Raw genomic sequence first — 16032 nt, 5'->3', positions numbered from 1 at the left:
AGTTGTATAGATTATTTTCTAACTATTCCATAGTGGCCTTCCCGAAAGGGGGATGCCTGTCGAAAAACACTATTCTGGGTTAGATGGAGTTGCTTGCAGTGCACAGAAGGGAGGGGATATGTATACCGCATTGAAAGTAAAAGAGATCAGAATTACTGGAGAAGCGCGACCTACGGTTGAGTATCGTCAAGGACCCTAAGGAAAAAAGAATAACAGTTTTGCAAATTGATGAGGTGGGCATAAACCCTTACAGCCGTTTTATGGCATGCTGCTCCAACTAGACAGAGGATTCACTTCGACCGTCAGCCAGCTCTTTCAGAGGGCAAAGCCGCCTGAACGTCACCGCCCGTACAAAGTGGGCGCGGCAGACCTTTTTCGTTCCGCCTTGTTTTCGCAATTCGGCTTCGTAAACCCCGAAGCGTCCTGCAGGGGCCGCCACAAGGTTCATGACGACACAGATCGCTGCCGTTGGTTATCGTGGAATCGCGAAGAATCGCAGCCGCGTCGTGACGCTCTGGACTCTCTACTACTGGTTCCTGATTAACAAGGCTTCAACCCCCACCCTATTGACAACGTAGCTGATACGAAACGGTACAGGATCCTACGCGCTCTTAGTTTCTGGGCTGGGTCTGGCGGCCCGGGATGTCCGATTTCCCCAAAAGTCCAGAAGAGGCCTAAGATTTACCGCGCCCCGCTAATAACTGATCCTTAGCCGCCCTATAGAAAAAGCCTTTCATCTGAATTAACTTCTGGGGTGAACCCTCTTCAATTACTTTTCCTGCACTCATCACAAAGACTCTATTTGCTTCCATCACACTCCCCAATCTATGAGCGACAGTAATACAAGTTCTCCCTTCCCTCAATCTGTTCATAGCTTCCACGACTTGTTGCTCTGTCTTGCTATCCAAGGCACTTGTTGCCTCATCCATGATCAGAATAGGTGCATTCTTCAGAAATGCTCTAGCAATCGACACTCGTTGCTTTTGGCCTCCTGAAAGCATATTTCCTCCTTCGCCCACACGCGTCTCCAACCCCTCAGGCAACGCTTGGACCAACTCCGTCAGTGATGCTACTTCCAAAGCCTTTTGAATGTCGCACTCCGTTACATTTCCCAGACCGTATGTGAGATTATCTTTCAACGTACTGTCAAAGAGTACGACATCCTGAGTCACAAACGCCATCTGACGGCGCAAGCTGCGATGCGAAACCTTCGATATGTCCTGACCGTCGATCAAAATTCGCCCTTCCGATGGTTCCAAGAACCTCGCTATCAGGTTAACCAATGTCGTCTTACCCGAGCCCGACTGACCTACCAGCGCAACGCGTTCGCCTTGCTTGATCTCCAAGGAAAAAGACTTCAGCGTTGGGACATCCTTGCCAGGGTAAACAACCGTCACATTCTCAAACGTAACAGTGCCACCGCCCGGCTGAATCAGCAAATCCGGACCATCGTCCTTCTCCCTTTCAGCATCAATCGTATCGAAGATGCTCTTGGCAGCTACGGAAATACTCGCAAAGGTGCCGTTCAGTCCAGAGAGATGTTGAATCGGCGCCTTCATCAGCAACAATGCCGAGAGGAAAGTGATGAACTCCCCGATCGTCAATAATCCTTTTTGCGCTTCGTAAAGCGCCATCCCAACAACGCAGGCAATGGCCACCATCGTGAGCATTTGCGTCACGGGGGTCGTCACAGCTGTCATCTTGATGTTCTTGAGCGTCAGTTTGAAAATGTGTTCGTTAACCTCTGCAAAGCGCTTTTCCTCAAAGTCATAGGTATTGCTCACCTTGACCAGACGCTCGGCTTCATAGGTCTCCTGTACTCGCGAAATCATCTTGCCGAGCGTTTCCTGACTTTCCCTCACGATCTTTCGTATACGTCTTGAAATCGTGCGCAGGGTCAACGCGAGGCCCGGAATAATGACGAACGTCACGAGCGTAAGTTGCCAATCATGCCAAAAAAGCACCGACAGCAACGCCACGACCTGAATCGAATCACGCACCAATACGATGAAGGACTGTGCCGCTCCCGACAGCGCCATCGTCGCTTCGTTGACGAACTTGGAACTGATTCGCCCCGTTGTATTCCGCTGATATTCAGCATCGGGCCAGTGCAAAATGCTTTCAAATAACTGCATGCGCAGTTTGACCAGCACGGCCTGGCTGACCTTGGCCATTAGAACCGTACTTATCACCGTACAGATGGCAAACCCCAGAGTCACGCCAATGAGCGCAAGCGGTGCTGCATAAATATTCCAGCCTTCCTGATGATAAAACCCGATGTCAGTCATTTTACCGAGCAAAGTCGCCGTCACGGACGACATGCTGGCAGACCCCATTAAAAAGACGACCGCCACGGCCAGACGCCATTTATGCGGGAGAAAATATCGATAAAGACGGCGCAGATCAGGATCTACTTTCTCCATCCACTTCATGCCAGCTCCCCTCCATCCGTCTTACCTTTATTGTTGTTTTCAGTCTTATCTTCGCGCTTTTCCAGTGACTGCAGTCGCAAAAGTTCGGCAAAGAGACCATTTTGTTCAAGCAACTCGGCATGCGTACCCATTTCCTTGACCACACCGTCGGCCATCGCCACAATCTTCGTAGCGTGCTCGATCGTTGAAAAGCGATGCGCGACCATAAACGTCGTTCGTCCCTTCATCAATGAGACGAGCGCTCCCTTGATCTTCATCTCGTTTTCACTGTCAAGCGCACTGGTAGCCTCATCCAGAATTAAAATCGGGGTATTTCTCAAAAACGCCCGTGCAATCGACAGGCGCTGCTTCTGGCCGCCGGAGAGCCTACTGCCACCTTCACCCACCAACGTGTCGAGCCCCTCTGGAAGGGTTCTCACAAAATCCGCCAAAGAAGCATCCTCCAACGCCTTCCAGACTTCGGCTTCCGTAGCGTCAGGCGAGCCGTAAAGCACGTTGTTGCGAATCGTATCGTCAAAAAGCATGACGTCCTGCGAGACGATGGCAATGTGCCTGCGAAGCGACTCCAGCCTCAAGTCCCGAATGTCGATACCGTCCAGTAAGATCCGACCTTTTGTAGGATTCCAAAAACGCGGAATCATGTGCACGAGCGTACTCTTCCCAGACCCAGACAACCCGACCAGGGCAATACAGTCGCCCGCTTTGACTTCCAGATTGAACTCGTGAACTGCATCGCGTTTGGTGTTCGGATAGCGCATCGAGACATGCTCGAAGACGAAGTCACCCTTGCAGGTCGTCAAATCCACCTTGCCCTCATCCGTCTCGTCGGCTTCGTCGAGCATCGCAAAGATGCTTTCGGCTGCCACCGCCATCATCACGAAACCAGAATTGACACCCGCGAGATTTCGAAGCGGCGGCATCAGAAGAAGAAGCGCCGCCAGGAAGGTCACGAAATCCCCCATGGTAATCACCCCCTGGCTGATCTGGAACATCGCGAACGCGAGTACCAGAGCAACTCCTGACATGAAAATCAGTTGCGTGAGCGGCGTCCCCATGGAGGTCACCTTTGTCATGTCGATCATCATTTTGCTCACGCCGTCATTGATGCGTTTGAAACGATCCATTTCGAGAGCGTAGGTATCAGAGAGTTTGACCAGGCGATGCCCCTCGTACACTTCCTTCACACGCTCGAGTACGGAAGCAAAGGATGCTTGGCAGGTCTCCATGATCGTCTTCATTCGCTTGGAGATGTATCGGAGCAACTTGAAAATCATCGGCACAATAATGAGGCTCACAATGGCGAGCATCCAGTTGTTCCAGACGAGCACGCAAGTGAGCGCCACCACCTGCACGCTGTCACGCACCAGGATGATGCAGGACTTGCTCGCATTCGAGAGTGCCACATTCGCCTCAAAGATGAACTTTGACGTGATGTTACCGGTGGAATTCTTCTGATAAGTAGCGGCAGGCCAACGCAAGATCTTGTGGAAGATTTCCCCTCTGAGTTTTACAAGCACGGCCTGACTAGTCTTCCCGAGCAGATAATTGCTCATGAACATGCTCCCGCCATGCAGAACCGAGATGAAAATGAGCGCAATAGGCGCAGCCACGACGATCCAGGCTTCCTGATCGTAAAACCCGACGTCGGTGAGCTTGCCAAGCAGCATCGCGATGAGGGAAGAAGCGGCACCAGCTCCGATCATGAAGACGATTGACATCGCGATCTTGCCACGATGGGGCTTCAGATAAGTCACCAGCCTAAGAAGACTGGGATTGAGCTTGGATTTGAGACGAGTTATAAGAGACATGCAAGGGTCGAGCATTTCTTAAGATGCAGGAGTTTGCTGGAAGAGAGAGCGGTGCGTTCTTTCCTGAGGTGAAGAACGGTTTCGACCATGGCGCTATTGTACCTGCAACATTTTTGCAGAGAAAACAACATGGTGAATTTCTCCGTCCTTTTATCCATGACGGCTAAGCCGAAACGGCGACGTATATTCAAAGTCTTGCAAGACATTCGCGCGTTTTGATGCGCACAGCACGATCTAGCTCGACAATCTCGTCGACCGAACCGGGAAGCGGCGCCGAAATGCTCTCGAGCATGCCGCGCACCGTGCTGAAGATGTCGGTGAAGCCGATGCGGCCCTCGAGGAAGGCCTCGACGGCGATTTCATTGGCAGCGTTGAGAACGATGGTCGCGCCGTTGTCGGCGGACAGCGCATCGTAGGCGGCCTGAAGAAGCGGGAAGGTCTTCGTGTCGGGCTCCTCGAAGGTCAGCCTGCCGATTTCGGCAAGGCTCAGGCGCTTCGCGCAGCCGTCAAGTCTTTCGGGCCAGCCGAGGGAGTAGGCGATCGGCGTGCGCATGTCAGCCGAGCCCAGCTGCGCGATGACCGCGCCGTCCTCGAACTCGACCGCCGAGTGCACGATGCTCTCGGGGTGGACCACGACCTTGATGCGCTCGGGCTCGAAGTCGAAGAGCCAGCGCGCCTCGATCACCTCGAGGCCCTTGTTCATGAGGCTCGCGGAGTCGACGCTGATCTTGCGGCCCATGGACCACTTCGGATGAGCGACGGCCTGCTCGGGGGTGATGCCCTCAAGATTCGTGCGGCCGCGGAACGGGCCGCCTGAGGCCGTAAGGACGATCCTCGCACCCGCCCTCGCCTTTTCAGTCGCGCCCGCGAGGCACTGGAAGATCGCATTGTGCTCGCTGTCGACGGGCAGAAGCTCGCAGCCCGAATTCCTGACGGTCTCCATCAGAAGACGGCCGCCGCAGACGACGCTCTCCTTGTTGGCAAGAAGAAGGCGCTTGCCCGCGCGAGCGGCCGCAAAGGTGGGCGCAACGCCCGCGGCGCCGACCACGGCCTGCACGACGACGTCCGTGTCGGGATCATCCGCGAGGCGGGAGACGGCCTCGGGGCCGCCGAGCACCTCGATGTCGCCGAGGCCGACCGTGCAGAGGGCCTGTTCCAGCTCCACCACCTTCGAGGCATCCGCAATGACGGCACGCTTCGGACGTGCAGAGAGGCAGACGTCCACCAGCGGCTCCACGCGGGAGCCGCCCGCCACGGCGTGAACGCTGAAGCGCTCGGGATAGCGCGAGACGACGTCAAGCGTCGAACGGCCGATGCTACCCGTTGCGCCGAGAATCGTGATGGACTGTGTCATGTTGCCCCTTGTCAGTTGTTGATTCGATTGTTCCTGTCGGTCGGCCTGCGGTCCTTGCCGTCAGGCTTCCATTGTTCTGCGCAGTATTTTACCCGCGGCCGAACGCCCGGGCCTTAAGCCTCAGGCCTTTCGGGATAGCGTGAAGACGGCGATCTCGCTCGGCACCCCGACGCGCACGGGGAAGCCGTTCCAGACGCCCGAGCCCGAATGCACGTAGAGCCTCGCATGTTTGAGCGCATACCAGCCCCGCACGAAGGTCGCGTTGAGGATCGCCACCAGCTCGGTGAGCGCAAAGAGCTGCCCGCCATGGGTGTGCCCCGAAAGCAGCAGGTCAAAACGCACAGCCTCGTCGTACTTTCGGGCGTGCTTGGGCTGATGGGAAAGAAGAATTCTCGGTCCTTTTTCGGGTGCGCCCGCAAAGGCCTTGATGGGATCGGGCAGCTCGCGTCCGAAGCGCCTTGCCCAAGGATCCGTCACGCCGCCCACGACAAGGGTGGCCCCGTTGTGCTCGACGGCCCTCCACTCGTTTCTCAGAAGCCTTATGCCGAGCGACGGAATCTTCTTCATCCAACCTTCGTAGTCAAGGTAGTGCTCGTGATTGCCCTCGACCGCGATGACGCCGTGCCGTGCACGAAGTTCCGCGAGCGGAGCAACGTCCTCGGACCTGACGTCCACCTCGCCGTCGACGAGGTCGCCCGTGATGACGACAAGATCGGGCGAGAGGCTGTTGACTCTTGCCACGAGATCCTTCATGTGGGGCGCGCGCAGAAGCGCCGACGCATGCAGGTCGGAGAGTTGCACGATCCTCATGCCCTCAAGTCCCGCAGGCAGGTCCTCGATCGGAACCGTCATCTCCTTGACGCAGGGAACCCTGAGTCCCTGCCGAAGACCGAAGGCCGAAATGCCGACGGCCGCGGCCGTCATGCCGATCGCCACGCGCCTGTCCTTCTGCACGAAGCGATGCATGCGCTCTCCCGAACGGCCGGCCAGAACGGACAGAAAGATGACGACCTCGCGAAGCAGCGTGAGGCCTGCAAGCACGGTGAGCGCGAAGACGCAGCCGTTGCCGGCGGCCAGCACCCAGGCGGGCAGCTCGGGGCTAACGAGCCCGCCGAAGAACGTGGCGGTGACGGCGGGAAAGGCGGCGATGAGAAGCGTCACAACAAAGCCCGCGACCTTCACCGCCCGCGGTGCATTCATCGGAAGCCAGAAGCGCCAGAGCACCCAGAGCGCACAGACGGCATGAAAAATTGCAAAACGCACGGCGAACCAATCCTCTCGTCCTGTTTAGGCCTTGCGGCCGGCAAATCCTGCAGGGCGAACTGCCCATGATCCCATTCTAGACCGCGATGTTTTCACGCGATCCTTCTCTTGCGAAGACTTGCAGCCTGACAGATGCAGTCACATTCATGGGATCCTCCCGGGCTTGAATCTCCCTGAGGACCTACTCCTCGTCAATCGGATCGATGAGCGCTTCGCCCGCCGTGGCCTCCGACAGGCGCTCGACGAAGGCGTCCGCCTCGTCCGACGGGACGAGCACCTCGAAGGTTGCGTCAAAGCGGAAGTCCGACGACTGCACGCGTCCCCTCGACTCGGCGAGAAAGTGCTGGAAGTCCGAAACCTGATGGGGTTCGATCGAAACCACGAAGCGGCGCATGTCTTCGCGAAGCGTGACGGGAAGGCCCTCAAGTCCGAGCTTAACCGAACCCTGATACGCCCTGACAAGACCGCCAGTGCCGAGCAGGATGCCGCCGAAGTAGCGCGTCACGACGGCCGCCACCTCACCCACGTCACTGTGCAGGAGTGCGGTGAGCATGGGACGTCCCGCCGTGCCCTTTGGCTCTCCGTCGTCGCTCGCGCCCACCTGAGCCGTGTCGCCGGGAGCGCCTGCGTTGTAGGCCCAGCAGTTGTGAGTGGCGCCCGCGTGCTCCTCTCGGATGCGGTCGATGAAGGCCTTCGCCTCCTCGGGACTCGAAACCCTCGCCATCGTCACAATGAAGCGGGAGCGGCGCACGGTCTCTTCAGCCCGGTGAAAGGCGCCGGGCGCAAGGTCGGGGACTTTGTAGGCGTCGGTCATGAATCAGGGTCCAAAATAAGAACGGGCGCGGGCCGAGTTGTCGGTACCGCGCCCTCTGCATGATCCTCAGTTCAGGCTTAGTGAACGATCAGTTGGATCCACAGCATGATGAAGGCCGTGGCAGGCAGAACGGGGAGCGAGGCGTCCATGCGGTCGAAGAAGCCGCCGTGGCCGGGCAGCAGGTTAGAAGAGTCCTTGATTCCGACAAGGCGCTTGAGCATCGACTCCCAGAGGTCGCCGGCAATCGAGAGCGCAACGAGCATCGCGAGCACGCCGACGCCCCACAGGAAGCCCGCATTGTCGAAAAGGTAGTTCGTGAAGACGTTCTGCTGCACGCAGAAGACGTACGTGAGCGCGAAGAAGACGATCACGATCACGTAGGCGCCGATCGCGCCCTCGAAGGTCTTCTTGGGCGAAATGGCGGGCGCCATGCGGTGCTTGCCCCAGGCGCGACCGCAGAAGTAGGCGGAGATGTCGGCGCCCCAGACGATAAGGAGCACGGAGAGGACGAGCACCCAGTCCCCCTGTTCAAAGAGCCAGAGAAGCGACAGGTAGGCGGCGGGCACGAAGGTCACGGCGGACCAGAGGCACTGGCGCTGCGAGACCTTGAAGCCGTTTTCACGATGGAAGAGTTCCGCAAAGAAGATCACGAACCAGGCCAGCATCACGCAGCCGTTCATGAGCATCAGGAACCAGTTCATGCGGTCAAGCGCACCCGCCCAGTAGAGCGAAAGCTGGACTACCATTTCGACGGCGGCGACGAGAAGAGCGGGACGGGGACCGAGGCCGCCGATGCGCAGCCACTCATAGAGCGTGGCGCCGAAGGCAATGGCCATGACGCTTGCAAAGGCAAACGGACCAATGTAGATCGAGAGCGTCAGAACGGCCAGCAGCACGGCTGCGGTGATCACGCGCGTAAGCAACATGATGAAGGAACCTCCGGCCGGTTCTCGTGACCGGCGCGTTGTATGTCTATGGGGGTGTCGCCTTTCATATAAAGGCCAACATCCTGCCATTTTAGCCAATGCAGGACCTCGCGTGGCCGAATTCCTCAAAGGGGCGCATTGAAAACACCGTCTTGTTCAGGCCTGCGCCCGCTCCTCACTGCAGGCCTCATGTCCTGCATCCGAAACCCAGAAAGCCGAAAACGCGGCTGCATTCAGGCGAAGACGAGCACTCCCGTTCTTCCGCCTCTTCGGTTGGAGCGCACAAGAAAGTCCCGCTGAAAGGCAGGCCGTCTCTACATCCATGTTGTCGGAAAGTCGGAAAGCCCCCCTGACTTCAGCCGCCGTTCCTGAGCTGTTCGCTCGTGCGACCGAAGCGGCGCTCGCGCCCCTCATACCAGCGAAGAGCCTCCTTCAAGTCGTCCTCGCCGAAGTCGGGCCAGAGCGCATCGGTGAAGTAGATTTCCGCGTAAGCACTCTGCCACAAAAGAAAGTTGGAAATCCTGCATTCGCCGCCCGTACGAATCAAAAGATCGACATCAGGCACGCTCATGAACCTTCCGATATTCTTGGGCGTCATCTCAAGCCCTGCCGCGGCGCATTCGGACGCCGCCTGACAGCAGTCCCAGCGTCCGCCGTAGTTCGCCGCAATGACGAGCTCCATCTTCGTGCCACCCGCAGTGGCAGCTTCATTTTCAGCGATGGCCTCGCGAACCGTATCGGAAAAGGCCGTCCTGTCTCCGATGACTCGAAGCCTGACGCCCGCCTCGGCGAGCGGCTCGCACCAGCGGCGGAGCGCCTGTGCGAAAAGCTTCATGAGCATCGAGACCTCTGCGGCGGGCCTGCGCCAGTTTTCGCTCGAAAAGGCGAATACCGTCAGGCGTTCGATGCCTGCCCTGGCGGCCGCCTCCACCACGCGGTTGAGCGCCTCGACGCCCTGCCTGTGCCCCTCTGTCCTCGGACGCAGACGCGACTTGGCCCAGCGGCCGTTGCCGTCCATGATGATCGCGACGTGATGGGGAATGTGGGAGGCGGACATGAGAAAGGAGCAGGAAAAGCGGTGTTTGTACAAGGCAGGCATTTTACACGCCGAGGCGCTGAGAACAGCCCCGGAACGCATCCCGTAACGTATTTGTCCGCTAGCCAAAACAAACATCCGGCAGACCCGCAAGCCTGCCGGATGCCGCTGTTCTTCCGGAGAGAGGAATTACCGAGCCGCAGGAGTGCCACCCGCCTCACCATTCTTCTTGAGCGCCGCTGCAAACTCGACCGCATACTGCGCGACCTGCTGCAGGTTCACCTGGTTGTTTTCAACGGGAGCGTTGGCGGCAAGCTCAGGCTGACCGTTCTTGAAGCTCTGGAAGACGAAGGCCTTCACGCCGTCGCGCTTCTCGTTGAGCATGAGGCCGTAGAGCACACAATGATCGCAGGCGTCGGTCTTGGCGTCTTCGGGCAGGACCTTGACTTCATAGCCCGCAGTCTTCAACCCGCGGACACGGCCTCAAGCAGCTGCGGGGTCGGCGTGCGCGGAATTACGCAGAGCTGGTTGTCTGCGGACGTGCCAGCCTCCTCGGACTGGGCGCCTCCGCCCAGAGTTGCACCGCAGCCCGTCAGGCCCAGGGCCAAAAGCGCCGCAGCGCCGGTCATGGCGATAGTCTTCTTGAACATTCTTTTGTCTCTCCGCAAATGGTTCCGTCAACCCTCCGACTGGAGGCCGTTCTTCAATCATACGCGAACACTTAGGCCAATGACAATGATTCTGATTTAGAAATCCTGCAAATCGCCGTCCGCGAAGCTGGGAGCATCAGGCAGCAAGGGGACTCCTCTTTTGCAAAGGAGTCCCCTTTATGAGAGCGGCATGCTTGCGCTCATCTCAAGAGCAACAGCCGCTGTGGCAGCTCAGTTCATCTGAAGCCGTTCATTTGCCGGCGGGAGTCTTGGCCGCCTTGACAAAATCGGCGACCACGATGCCGTACACCGCCGCACTCGTAAGCTGGGCGCCGCCAATGTAGTTGTCGAAGAAGAGACCGCCCGCAGCGTTGCCAATGGCGAACAAACCATCGATAACGTGGTTTTCCGTATCGAGCACCTGCCCCTTGACGTTGATGAGCGGACCGCCGAAAGTAGCCGTCATGCCCCCCTGGAAGGGAACGATATAGAACGGTGCCTTTTCAACCGTGCGTGCCTTCGGCAGGGTGTTGACCGGCGTCAGGGTCTTGCCCTTGCCCGCAGCGATCGCCTCGTTGTAAGCCTTGACAGTGGCCTTGACGGCGTCAACGGGAAGACCTGCCTTTTCGGCCGCTTCGTCAAGCGTCTGACCGACGTACACGGGAGCCTTGGTGCGTTTGTAGGACTCCCAGTCGTTGGCAAGAATCGGCACGTCATGTCCCGCCTGGTCGACGATCATGTACGCCCAGTTGGCCTTGGTCATGGCCGCAACGTCTCGAGACATCTGCACGTAGGTCTGGCCTTCGTCCGTGAAGCGTTCGCCCTTGTCATTGACGCAGATGCCGTTATTGACGATGTTGAGCGGATTCGCGCCGGTCGGACCGTAGATCGGACCGCAGTGGTATTGGTCAACGTTGACGATCTTCGGCATGAACGGGAGCGCAAGATTGATGTTCTCACCTGCGATGATGCGCGAACCGCGGATCGGCATCTTGGCACCACCCGAACCGATGTACTGCGTGACCATGGCCTGATTGGCGGAGAAGCCGCCCGTGGCCAGCACGACGCCGAACTTCGAATGGATTTCGGAGAGACCTTCCTTCGTCTTGACGCGCACGCCGTTCACGGCGCCCGTCTTTTCATCGGAAAGCAGTGCCACGGCCTTCGTATTGAAGCGGATCTCGACACCAAGCTCCTTGGCCTTCTTCATGAGCGTCAGGGCCAGCTCGCCGCCACCCGGCTTGTGTTCGCCAACAACGAGATGTGCGCGGGAAAGCATCGGCCAGACAAGCTTGGAACCAGCCGCAAAGTTGATGCCGCAATAACCGTGAAGCCATTCAAGAGTGGCATCGGCGTTTTCGCAAACAACACGAGCGAGCTTTTCATCAGCCTTGCCCTGCGTGACCTTCATCCAGTCCTTGAGGAACTGTTCGGCGGAATCGCCCTGAACATTCTTGGCCTTCTGGAAGGAGGTGTTGACGCCAAGGAGGAAGCCCGCAGCATAAATCGTGTTGCCCGCAGGCATGGCCATCTTTTCAAGAAGAAGCGGCTTGAGGCCGTTTTCAGCCGCGCGCACGGCACAGGTGAGGCCGCCACAACCAGCGCCCAAAATGATGATGTCGTACTTGGAGGGGGCCGCAGCCTTGGCTTCAGCGGCAACCGTGCCGAATGCAGCACCTGCACCAACCGCTCCCATGGCGGCGGTCTTGAAGAATTCACGACGAGAGGTAGTCATTTGCCTGTTCTCCATTAGTCTTTATGGTCCCGATGCGGTTGTGCTCCCGCATCGCTTGAAATCGACTATAGGCTCCTCCCGACGGAATCTAAAGCACATCGGGATCTTGACAAGACTGACAAAAAGTGATCTCAACGCTTGAGAACCGCCGTCCTTCCCGCAATCCGACCGAAAGTCAGTGCATCGGCGATGCCATTGCCGCCCATGCGGTTTTCACCGTGCACGCTCCCCGTGATCTCCCCAGCTGCAAAGAGTCCGGTCACCGGCTTGCCGTCGAGTCCAACAACCTGTGCGTCAGGCGTAATGACGAGTCCTCCCATCGTCGTGTGAATATTGAGGACGACTCTTGACGCCCAATAGGGCGGCTCCGACAGCTGCAGGCAGCGTACACGCGCGCACTTGCCGCCGCCCATGCCTGCTTCGACGTTGAAAACACGGACACTGTCCTTGAGCGCATCTGCATCGACACCCATCAGCAGAGCCAATGCGTCCCAGGAATCGGCACGGAGCGCGTCGCCCGTCTGCAACCCTCTGTAGACGTCCTTTCTGCTGATAAGATCCATGGCTTTGACCGCGCCATCGTCTGTCACCATCCAGACGGACCCTCTGGGTCTGGCGAGTATCGCCTTCGCGAGTCCGTCACGCGAGCCGTCCTCGTCAATAAAGCGGCGTCCTCCGCCATCCACCATCAGAACACGGCCCGCGTCCAGATCAAGTCTCACCTGGAAGCCCCGTCCTTCAGGGGCGCCCGGCACGCACTGAATGCATTCGAGCGCGTTCGAAGCGGCACCAGCCCTTATCGCTTCAAGCATGACCTCGCCCGTACTCCCAGGATTGTTGTCCGTAGGAATGCCAGCAAGGTCAGCCCTGTAGCTTTCCACCAGTTCAGGATTCGCCGCAAAGCCTCCCGCCGTCAGAATGACGGCCTTTCTGGCATGAAAGACCATCTTGTCCTTCCCTCTTCCGGAGGAAAGATCCTCGACTTCGATGCTTGCTGCTCGGCCGTTCTTCATTAGAAGCCTCGTCATGGCACATCTTGTGCGGATCTTTACGCCACGCCTTATGCACTCCGAGGAAAGCGTCCGGATGTAGGCCTGCCCCCTCGGTTGCGTGGGCTTGTGGCCGCGCGGCCATTCTGCGCCCCAGGTGGCGACAGTTTCGGGCATGAATCGAACGCCAAGAGACTCAAGCCACTTCAAGGTTGGCAACGCTTCGCACACGAAGCGCCTCACAACAGCCGGGTCGTTTCGGCCGTGTCCTGACGCCATCGTCTGTTCATAGTGCCAGGAAGGGGAGTCCGTGATACCCATCGGCTCCTGACGGGCAGGATCAGACGCATTGAACAGACCGCTTGCACGCAACGTGTTGCCGCCGATCGCCGCCATCTTCTCGACAAGCTGCACCGACGCTCCTTGCTCGGCGGCTGAAAGTGCGGCGGCAAGCCCCGCACCGCCAGCCCCCGCCACCACGACGTCAAATTCGTCTTCTGCGAACGAAAACGCGCTCACAGGGATAGGAGTCATCATGGCAAGCGCGCTCGCCGCGCACAAAGTCCGCCTCCTCATTCTGCCGTCCTCCACCAGTGTGCCTCAGTTTTGAGCTCCGCCATGTCATGCAGAAACTCAGAGAGTTCTGCTGCATTGTGAAGCTCAAGCTTTCCGAACACTGACGCCCTTCGGCTTCTGACGGTGTCCTCCGAAAGGCCCAGAATTTCAGCCGCCTGCCGGTTGGGGAGCCCCTTGGCGACAAGCTCTGCCGTCCGCCGTTCCGCATCAGTGAGTTCGTTCCAGAGAACCTCAGCCCGCTTCAGCTCCCTTGCGACAGCCCTTCTCCGCCTATGAAGTTCACACCCTCGTGCGAGAAGCGGCAGAAGCGCTTCGGCATCGACAGGCTTTTCGAGAAAGTCGAGGGCCCCTGCCTGCACGGCCTCCACCGCCATGCGGACTTCGCCGTGAGCCGTCAGAAAGATGATCGGTAGATCACACTTCATCTCCGCGAGTCTTGTCTGAAGTTCGGGACCGGACAGCCCAGGCATGCGCACGTCGAGAAGCATGCAGCCTTCGCGGGTAGGATCATCACCGTCAAGAAACTCAGCTGCGGATTCATAGGTCCTCACCTGATAGCCCACGGCCTCAAGCACAAATCTGAAGGATGCTCCCACGCTAGGATCGTCGTCAACGATGCGAATCAAAGGCACCTGCTTCATGTTTCCATTCCTGATTGTTGATGTTGAGCTCCCGCAGTCGCGGGAGCACGAGCGAGGCCTTCAGCCCCTGGGGAGTTCTGCGCGCAAAGGCGAGATGGCCCCGATGCATCTCGGCAATAGAGGATGCAATGAAAAGTCCGAACCCAAGTCCTTCCTTACTAACGCTTTTCGTAAGTTTGCCCAGCGCTCCGAACACCTCATCGGAGACGGCAGGTCCTTCGTCGAGAACGCTCACCTCAACGATCTCGTTCTGACAGAAGACCTCAACGACAATCGAGCTCCGAGAGGGAAGATCAGCAACCGCCCTGACCGCATTCTTGAGGAAGTTCACAACCACGAGCTCCAGTTCAAGCGCATCCCCCTTCACCAGTACCTCTTCGTCAGGAAACACGGTCTTTACGTCGACCACCTCGGACAAGTGCCCCGCATGCTTCAGCGCCTCACCGACAAGACCCCGTACGTCGACGGGCTCGAATCCAGGCGTTTCCTTTCGAAGAACCGTGCGAACGCGCTCGATGATGTCCGCCGCCCTGTGCGTCTCGTGCTCGGCTGCCGACAGAGCCTCGGTCCACTTGGGAACATCAAAGTTTCCCATTTTCATCATCAACCTGATACCCGTCAGATAATTGGCGATGCTCGTCAGAGGCTGCTTGATCTCGTGTGCAAACATGGCGGCGAGTTGAGAGGCCATGCCTGCACGCTCAACAAGCGCGAGGTTCTCCTGACTGGCCCTGAGGGCTTCGGCGGCCGCTCCTCTCGCACTCTCCTCAGCCCTGAGTTCTGCCGTCCTGCGCTTGAGAAGACGGTTGACGCGCCAGTGATGCACAAGCAGAAGAAGCAGAACCAGCCCCATGACCGCAAGCTCATTGCGCCAACGGAGCGCAAGTGCCGTGATCGAATTGTCCCTCAGATAGGCGTATGGACCGATTTTCAGCCGAACAAGAAGCGCCTCCACCCCCTGCATGCGAGTGTTTGACAGCCAGTCAAGACCATTGGCATCGGCAGGCATCGAAAGAAGGGCCACAGTTACTGCCTTCACCACATCGGGATCCGCCGATGGGGAAGAAGCGAACATTAGGTCGGGATAGAGTTCGGTCGAAGTTGCACAGCCGCCTGCCGCCCTTTCGGGACGTTCGCCGACGATCCTCACATCCTCGGCCTGTATAACGCCTGTTCTGACCGCCTGCTCAAGCTCACACGCAGAAAGCACGCCCGCATCGCTCATGCCCGTCACCACAAGCGTGAGCACATCGGGAAAGTTCCATTCTGTGAAAGTCACTTCACGAAAGAAGTCCTCGGGATCGAACCCACGTCTGGCGATCTCTCCTTGAGGAATGAGCCACCCCTCAAAAGACCAAGGTGCCGTCGCGGCCCCCCTGCGGCCCCGCAGGTCTTCGATCGTCTGCACGGGACTTCCCGCCGATACGAGAAAGACTGCGCCTACACTGCGGCTAACATCTGCACATCGACTCTTGCGAAGCGTTGCAATCTGCTGGAGCCCCGCACGCGAAAGCATGCGCGCTCCTCCACTAGACACGATGACGAAGTCGATGTTCTCCACAGACTCGGGCTTCATTGCATCGGCATGAGAAATCTCCTTCGTCTCGAACCTGTACTGCGGCAGTCTGGCCTTGAGCGACTCGATAAGCGGCGTATAGACGTCAATATAAAAGCTCGGTGTAAAGGTGTCGACAAGTCCAACACGCACAACACCTGAAGCGTCCCCGGAGGGTGCGACCATCCCCGTCTCAGCGGCAATTGCGGCGGAGGCGCCAAAAAGAAAGGTTCATCTCGGAAGTCCGTGGAAC

13 protein-coding genes are annotated in these 16032 nt (G+C 58.2%); all 13 read right to left on the bottom strand.

Annotated features, from left to right (window positions below):
• Positions 1 to 674 precede the first annotated feature (674 nt).
• Positions 675 to 2432 carry an ABC transporter ATP-binding protein gene (locus HMPREF3036_RS02560; protein ID WP_062331263.1) on the bottom strand — a complete coding sequence of 586 codons (1758 nt, stop codon included), beginning with the start codon at positions 2430 to 2432 and terminating at the stop codon, positions 675 to 677.
• Positions 2429 to 4240, bottom strand: coding sequence for a lipid A export permease/ATP-binding protein MsbA (msbA, locus tag HMPREF3036_RS02555; RefSeq protein ID WP_062331260.1), 1812 nt, complete (start codon positions 4238 to 4240; stop codon positions 2429 to 2431). The genes HMPREF3036_RS02560 and msbA overlap by 4 nt, the downstream gene beginning before the upstream one ends.
• Positions 4241 to 4427: 187 nt before the next feature.
• The gene (locus HMPREF3036_RS02550; RefSeq protein WP_062331258.1) at positions 4428 to 5594 is read right to left on the bottom strand and encodes a 1-deoxy-D-xylulose-5-phosphate reductoisomerase; all 1167 of its coding nucleotides are present in this window, start codon (positions 5592 to 5594) and stop codon (positions 4428 to 4430) included.
• A 120-nt stretch (positions 5595 to 5714) separates the two neighbouring features.
• Entirely contained in the window at positions 5715 to 6857 is a 1143-nt protein-coding gene (locus tag HMPREF3036_RS02545) for a metallophosphoesterase (protein ID WP_062331254.1), read from the bottom strand.
• A gap of 181 nt (positions 6858 to 7038) precedes the next feature.
• Positions 7039 to 7671 (bottom strand): YigZ family protein, encoded by a 633-nt coding sequence (locus HMPREF3036_RS02540; protein WP_062331251.1) that lies wholly within the window; start codon positions 7669 to 7671, stop codon positions 7039 to 7041.
• Between the two features lie 77 nt (positions 7672 to 7748).
• Positions 7749 to 8597: a phosphatidate cytidylyltransferase gene (locus HMPREF3036_RS02535; protein ID WP_005434935.1), complete on the bottom strand. Its 849-nt coding sequence runs from the start codon at positions 8595 to 8597 to the stop codon at positions 7749 to 7751.
• A 355-nt stretch (positions 8598 to 8952) separates the two neighbouring features.
• The gene (uppS, locus tag HMPREF3036_RS02530; protein ID WP_369818383.1) at positions 8953 to 9696 is read right to left on the bottom strand and encodes a polyprenyl diphosphate synthase; all 744 of its coding nucleotides are present in this window, start codon (positions 9694 to 9696) and stop codon (positions 8953 to 8955) included.
• A gap of 126 nt (positions 9697 to 9822) precedes the next feature.
• Complete coding sequence (locus tag HMPREF3036_RS02525; protein ID WP_062331248.1) at positions 9823 to 10101, bottom strand: hypothetical protein; 279 nt, start codon at positions 10099 to 10101, stop codon at positions 9823 to 9825.
• Positions 10098 to 10283, bottom strand: a complete 186-nt coding sequence (locus HMPREF3036_RS02520) for a hypothetical protein (RefSeq protein WP_062331246.1) — start codon at positions 10281 to 10283, stop codon at positions 10098 to 10100. The genes HMPREF3036_RS02525 and HMPREF3036_RS02520 overlap by 4 nt, the downstream gene beginning before the upstream one ends.
• A gap of 250 nt (positions 10284 to 10533) precedes the next feature.
• Positions 10534 to 12018: an FAD-dependent oxidoreductase gene (locus HMPREF3036_RS02515; RefSeq protein ID WP_062331244.1), complete on the bottom strand. Its 1485-nt coding sequence runs from the start codon at positions 12016 to 12018 to the stop codon at positions 10534 to 10536.
• A gap of 131 nt (positions 12019 to 12149) precedes the next feature.
• Entirely contained in the window at positions 12150 to 13544 is a 1395-nt protein-coding gene (locus HMPREF3036_RS02510; RefSeq protein ID WP_197457923.1) for an FAD-dependent oxidoreductase, read from the bottom strand.
• Positions 13545 to 13579: 35 nt separating this feature from the next.
• Positions 13580 to 14224 carry a response regulator transcription factor gene (locus tag HMPREF3036_RS02505; protein ID WP_062331238.1) on the bottom strand — a complete coding sequence of 215 codons (645 nt, stop codon included), beginning with the start codon at positions 14222 to 14224 and terminating at the stop codon, positions 13580 to 13582.
• Positions 14193 to 15965, bottom strand: coding sequence for a sensor histidine kinase (locus tag HMPREF3036_RS02500; protein ID WP_062331235.1), 1773 nt, complete (start codon positions 15963 to 15965; stop codon positions 14193 to 14195). Before HMPREF3036_RS02500 ends, HMPREF3036_RS02505 begins: the two co-directional genes overlap by 32 nt.
• Positions 15966 to 16032 lie beyond the last annotated feature (67 nt).

The sequence above is a fragment of the Sutterella sp. KLE1602 genome (assembly GCF_001578585.1).
GTDB classification, from domain to species: Bacteria; Pseudomonadota; Gammaproteobacteria; order Burkholderiales; family Burkholderiaceae_F; genus Sutterella; species Sutterella wadsworthensis_A.
The sequence above is the reverse complement of the archived record's forward strand: the minus strand, read 5'-3'. Positions and strand labels throughout refer to the sequence as shown.